General features: G+C 64.2%; 6 protein-coding genes. All 6 read right to left on the bottom strand.

The window, feature by feature from the left end:
- Position 1: 1 nt before the first annotated feature.
- On the bottom strand, positions 2-3,172 hold the full coding sequence (locus V4529_17585) for a phage tail tape measure protein (protein ID MES2360158.1): 3,171 nt from the start codon (positions 3,170-3,172) through the stop codon (positions 2-4).
- Between the two features lie 2 nt (positions 3,173-3,174).
- On the bottom strand, positions 3,175-3,552 hold the full coding sequence (locus V4529_17580) for an HK97 gp10 family phage protein (protein ID MES2360157.1): 378 nt from the start codon (positions 3,550-3,552) through the stop codon (positions 3,175-3,177).
- Between the two features lie 139 nt (positions 3,553-3,691).
- The gene (locus V4529_17575) at positions 3,692-4,066 is read right to left on the bottom strand and encodes a hypothetical protein (protein MES2360156.1); all 375 of its coding nucleotides are present in this window, start codon (positions 4,064-4,066) and stop codon (positions 3,692-3,694) included.
- 11 nt (positions 4,067-4,077) lie between these two features.
- Positions 4,078-4,344, bottom strand: a complete 267-nt coding sequence (locus V4529_17570) for a hypothetical protein (GenBank protein MES2360155.1) — start codon at positions 4,342-4,344, stop codon at positions 4,078-4,080.
- 7 nt (positions 4,345-4,351) lie between these two features.
- Positions 4,352-4,747: a hypothetical protein gene (locus V4529_17565; GenBank protein ID MES2360154.1), complete on the bottom strand. Its 396-nt coding sequence runs from the start codon at positions 4,745-4,747 to the stop codon at positions 4,352-4,354.
- A 17-nt stretch (positions 4,748-4,764) separates the two neighbouring features.
- Positions 4,765-5,662, bottom strand: an 898-nt coding sequence (locus V4529_17560; protein ID MES2360153.1) for a glycosyltransferase, incomplete at its 5' end; no start/stop codon positions are given.

Below are 5,662 nucleotides of genomic sequence, written 5' to 3'. Positions count from 1 at the left end.
CTCATGCGAGACGGTTCCGCTGCGCGTATTCCGCGACCATGCCCGCGATCATCCGAGCGCCGCCCCTGCGGCCCCAGTCTTCAAAGCTCGCCGCATCGATGGCGGACACGTTGACCACGACCGTCGAACCGAGTCCGCCGCCACGGCCTGGCATCCCGATGATGTCGCCCGGCTTCACGAACGCCATGCCGGCGCGTGTGACGCTCGAGACAGGGATGTCGGCGACGAGCGCAGGACCGCTGCTCCGACCGCCCGCCACCGCCGGGTCTTCGCCAAAGCCAGGCGAACCGGGATCTTGAATCGAGAAGCTGGGAATATGGATCTTATTGAAGTTCTGCTGAATCTGCTTGGCGACTTCACCGCTGGTCAGGCCGATCAACTTCAACGTCTCGTTCAGCGTCTTCAGCGTGTCGTTCAGCGCGAGCATCGTGTCGGCCATCGTCGGAGCAAAGTTCAGCTTCGACAGGTCCGTCATGGCCTCGCCGTTTTCGTCGAGCAACAAGCCCCAGTTGACGAGCGTTTGCAGGTAGGGCTTGATCGAGTCCGGCAGCACCGTCTGGTTCTTGATCGCATCCAGCACGACCGCCTCGAAGGCGTCCTTCGTGCCGTTGAGGATGTCATTCAGGTCGAGGCCCGCATCGACCCACGACTTGATGTCCTTCGCCAGATCCAACGCCGAGGCGGACGTCTTGAGCTGCTGATACGAGTGCCCGACGTTGTCGAGATTGATGTGGTACTTCTCGATCAGCCCTTGCGCGGTGGCGAAGTTGCTCTGGATCTTGCCGAAGGCGTCCTGCGCATCTTTCGCGGCATTACCTGCCTTGCTCAAGGCCATCGTGATCGCGTCGATGTTCTCTTTCGCTTGCTTGGAGTTGCCCTGACCCGTCCCCTGCGTCAGTTTCACCCACAGCCGTTCGCCGTCCGCGCCGAGCTCGCCGAGTTTCTTGTGGAGTTCGTCGAAGCCGCCCATCTGGCCCGCGAACTGCTCCACATCGCGCCGGCCACTCACGTCCGTCAGATGCTTGTAGAGCGCGATGCCACCCATGACGGCCGCACCGATACCGAGCGTCCCAACGCCGAGCGCGACCGACCCGGATATGCCTAGGCCTGTACTCAACGCGCCACTGATCGCGTGCGCGGCGATCGGCGTGAACGCATTTATTGCCTGCGCGCCGATGGCCTTGCTGACGCTGCCGCCGCCCTGCACCGCGCCGAGCACTGTCGGCCCGAGCGACGTCGAGAAACTGCCGAGCGATGACGCGAACTGACTGCCCAGACCACCGCTGTTCGCAGGCGTCAGGCCGAGCCAGTCGATGTTCTGCCCCTTGATGCCGGACAGATCGGGCGACGACGGGGCGCCCGTGCTAGTGCTGCCGAACTGCGACAGGAACGCATTCGCGTTCGAGGAGACTGCGCCGCCGAGCAGGAGCCGTGCGTCGAACGGCGGAGCGCCGAGACTGCCGCCCACGCCCTTGCCAATCAGCGATCCGATGCCGAGCACGGCTGTGCTGCTCAGGCTCCGGCCGATGTCCACCGACAGCGCGTCCAATGCCTGCAACACGTCCGGGTCAATGACGCGCACCGCGCCCGCGTGCGTGGACGAGATGCCTCCAGGTGTAAGGCTCGAGAGTCCGCCGAGATCGACATCGATGCCGCCACCAGGCGACAGCAACTTCAGGCCTCGCGCACGATTCGCCAGTTCCTGCGGCACAGACTGACCGGCCGCCACGAGACGCTTGACGTCCTGCTGCGCCTTCCACTGGTCGTTGATCGCGGCCTGATTCTTCAGGAACTCCTTCATCTGTCCGTTGGCGATGAGGAAGCCTGTGCCGATGCCAGCCGCGGCGATGCCCAGCCCGACCAAGCCTGACGACAGACCGCCTGTCGTGATCGTGGTGGCGAGCGTTACGAGCGCGGTCTGCACCGCACCGATCACGCGCAAGAGGCTGCCGAACGCAAACGACAGCGGGCCAATCGCCACGACGAGCGCGCCGAAGGCGATGATCGCGGTCTGCACCGACGACGGCAGCGCGCCGAATGCCGACGCCAGGCCAATGGCGACGTCCTTCAGCGGCATCAGCGCCTTCATCGCGTCTTTGAGATGCGGCGCGAGCTGATCGCCAAACGCGATGGCGGCGGCTTCCACGTCGGCCTTGAGTTGGCCCCACGTGAACGCCGACGTCTGCTGCGTCGTCTTAAACGCCGCATCGAGCACGCCAGTGGAGTGCGACACCTGATCGAGCACGTCGCGCATCTGCTGCGCCTGTGCGCCTGCCGTGCCGAGGACGCCTGCGAGGGCGCGCACGTTCGGCACGATCGCGGCCATCGTGTCGACATTGCCCTTCGTCGAGGTGACAAGGTCAATCAGGGCTTGCGTCAGCCCTTTGTCCTTGATGCTGGCCCGCAGCTCATCGACGGACGAGCCCACGCTGGCTAGGGCTTCGCGCGCTTCCTTGGAGGGCTTCAGGACCGTGCCGAGCGTGCCGCGCAATGCCGTGACCGCTTCGTCCGCATCGACGCCGAGACGGGTGAACGTCGCAATGAATCCGGCGACTTCCTGAAACGACACGCCAGCCTGCGCGGAGATGCCGATCACGCGGCCCAGCGATCCGGCGAACTCGTCCGCTTCCGCTCCGCCAGCCTTCACAGCCGCGAACAGGACGTCTGTCGCTTGCGCCGCCGTGAGATTGCTCGAGCCGTAGGCCGTGATCGCCGCCGTGACCGCACGGGCAATGTCCTTCGTTTCTCCCAGTCCCGTCGCCGACGCCTGCGCCGAACGCTTGAGAATGTCCAGCGCCTCCGCACCGTGGATGCCGGTCGATTCCACGACGATCAGCGCATCAGCCAGCGCCTTCGGGCCAATAGCGACACTGGCGGACAACTCCAGCACCGACTTCTTCATCGACGCCAAGTTGTCGGCAGACTCACCCGCAATCGTCACGACTTTCGTCATGGACGACTCGAAGTCTGCGGAGAACTTGAAGACCGCCGCGCTGGCCGCGACAATCGGCGCCGTGACGCGCGTCGTGAGCAGGCTGCCAGCTTTCTCGAACTGCTGGCCGACCTGATCCATCTTGACACCCGCTTTTTGCAGGTTGCCGACGATCGTATTGAGCTGGGAACTCAACTGATCGCGCAGCGTGATTGTCGCTTCGATCTCGCCTGCGTTCACACTCACAGCCGCACCCGCGCCGCAATGCGCTCAGGCAAGGTCTTCGCGGCGGCCATGAGCGGCTGTTCCAGATACTTCGCCTGCCCGACCGGATGATGGGCTTCCAGATTCTCGTGGACGGTCAAGGCGTAATCGACGGCAGCCCCACCGAATCCCATCGTCACGCTGATGGTGTGACCAGACACCAGCGGCGCGTTGACGTGTCCAGACGCCCGCAACGCGCCCGTATCGACCGGCGTCAGGGCTTTGGCTTCCGCCATGATCACTTCGGCTTCTGCGGACATCGCCCCCGCAATGCTCGCGTGCAGATCGGTCGCGATCCGCTCGACGTTCGTGAGCAGCGCATCCAAGCCGGTGATCTGGACAGACAGGTCAGCCATGTGGATTACTCAAGCTCGACACTCTCGCGCCGCGACAGGCCGTCCTGCTGTTCGGCCACCATCTCGCACAGCACCACGAGCACCGAACACGGCGTCTGGTGGTACTCGTGCCAGGACCAGCCCATATACCGGCAGAGGCTTAATGCGACACGAGTGTCGGCGCGCCACTCGTCGCTTTTTTTTCCTGTTCCATCGCCTCGATGTGCAACTGAATCGCCGCATCGATCACGTCAAAGTCGTCCTTGGCGAGCGCGCGAATCGTATCGGCGTTGAGCTTCCGCTTCTCCGACCAGTCGGCCAGATACGCTTCCGCACGCGCGAACGCCATCGCCGACCAGTCGATGTCCACTTCGTTCCGACCGTCACTGCCGGACTGACTCAGCCGCTTGAAGCCAGCCGTGCGGAACCGCTTCTCCTCGCCGGCGGTCAGTTCCTTCTTCACGTCGATCCAGCCGCTTGAGCCGTCTCCGAACTCAAGGTCGATCCGCACCACATCAGGCTTCACAAACCGCATACACGCTCCTGCTATTCAGAGGGGCCGAGATCCGCCGTGAACGTCGAACCATTCACCGTTGACGACGTGATGGGCCACTTCCAGTCGGGTCGATCGCCACGCGGCACGACGAACGTCAATGGCATCTGGTCGATCTGGTACGCATCGACGGTCTGGAGCTGGGCGGTGAGCTTGTAGCCATCGCCCGCAGACTCCATCGTCCACGTGCCCAGCTCGGCCGCGCGGTGGTACCCCCACCGCACGACCGCTGCTGGACCCGAGAAGGAGACGTGATTCATGCGTTAGCTAGACGCGGCCCCACGAACCATTCGCGGCGAAATTGCCGGACATGGCGACGGCGCCCGCGACACCGGTCTTGATGCTCACGTCGAGCCACGCCGGCCCGTAGAAGTACTTGCCGGCCGCATCGGACGACGGGTAGAGGTAGAGCTTCACGCCGTCGCTCGAATCTGCTCCGGTGAACGGCTTCGCTTCCGTGTCGTCGAAGAAGCCTGAGAACGTGCCTTTGACGTCCTTCAGCCCCTGCACGTACGTCTTGTTGGCGTCACCGAACGCGGTGACGTCGATCTTGTCGGTGGACTGATCGAGCGACCAGTCGGTCAGCTTCAGCACGGACGACGCCGTACCGCTGCCGGACGTCGAGAGATAGACCACGCCTTTGCGACCTGCATAGACAGCCATGTGTTAGCTCCTGCCGCTCATGCGGCTTGCCTGCACAGCGTTTGCAAATCGCCCAGCACCGTTGTGGCGCGGTCGATCCACGACGCCTCGGCCACACAGGCCGGGAGCGATGCCGCGATGCTCGCGCGGCCGGCATCGTCTGCCAGCCAGGTGCGAATCAGCGCCGCGGCCTCGACAGGCGTGCGAAACGTCGGCACCTTCTCGCCGAACACTTCGACTACTTCCTGTCGGGGGTCACTGAGATGAAACGTGCCGCACGCGGCGAGTTCGTACGCGCGCGGGTTGAGACTTTCGGCGTGATCGATGCGGACGGCCTGACGGCCCCAGCCTTTCGATTGCCGATAGAGATTCAGGCCGATCTTGGCCTTGCGATAGAGCGCCGACGCTTCGACGTTGTCGATGTAGCCGCCCTTAACGCAGCCGCGCAGTTTCTTGCTGAGGCCTGCGCCTTTCCAGTTGCCGTAGAGGCCGAGGTCGATGCCGGTCCAGTCGATCGCGTTGAACCACTGCGCGCGTTCGTGGAAGCCGGTGCCGACGAACACGACGTCGTGCGCGGGCATATCAGGCCCGGCGATGTTCGGCCCGTGCTTTTCGGGATGCCAGCCGTGCGGCAGGTAGCCAGCCGAGGCGGTCACGGCGCGGAAGGCGGGCACGCTGGATCGTTCGTTCGTCCAGATGCCATCGACGAGGCCCGCGACGATCAGTTCCTTCTCGTGGTCGTACGGCGACTCGGTGAACAGCACCGTCACGCGCAGGCCCGCCTGCTTCATCAGGATGAGCACATCCGGGTGCATGAACATCGCCGAGACGACCAGCACGACATCGACCTGATGGCGTAGCGCCATCTCGAGCGCGCCGACGCCCGCCTGATAGAAGATGTCGGCGGTCGACGGCTTCGTCAGCGACGGGTCCGCC

Source organism: Gemmatimonadota bacterium (assembly GCA_040388625.1).
GTDB lineage: Bacteria > Gemmatimonadota > Gemmatimonadetes > Gemmatimonadales > Gemmatimonadaceae > Fen-1247.
The sequence above is the reverse complement of the archived record's forward strand: the minus strand, read 5'-3'. Positions and strand labels throughout refer to the sequence as shown.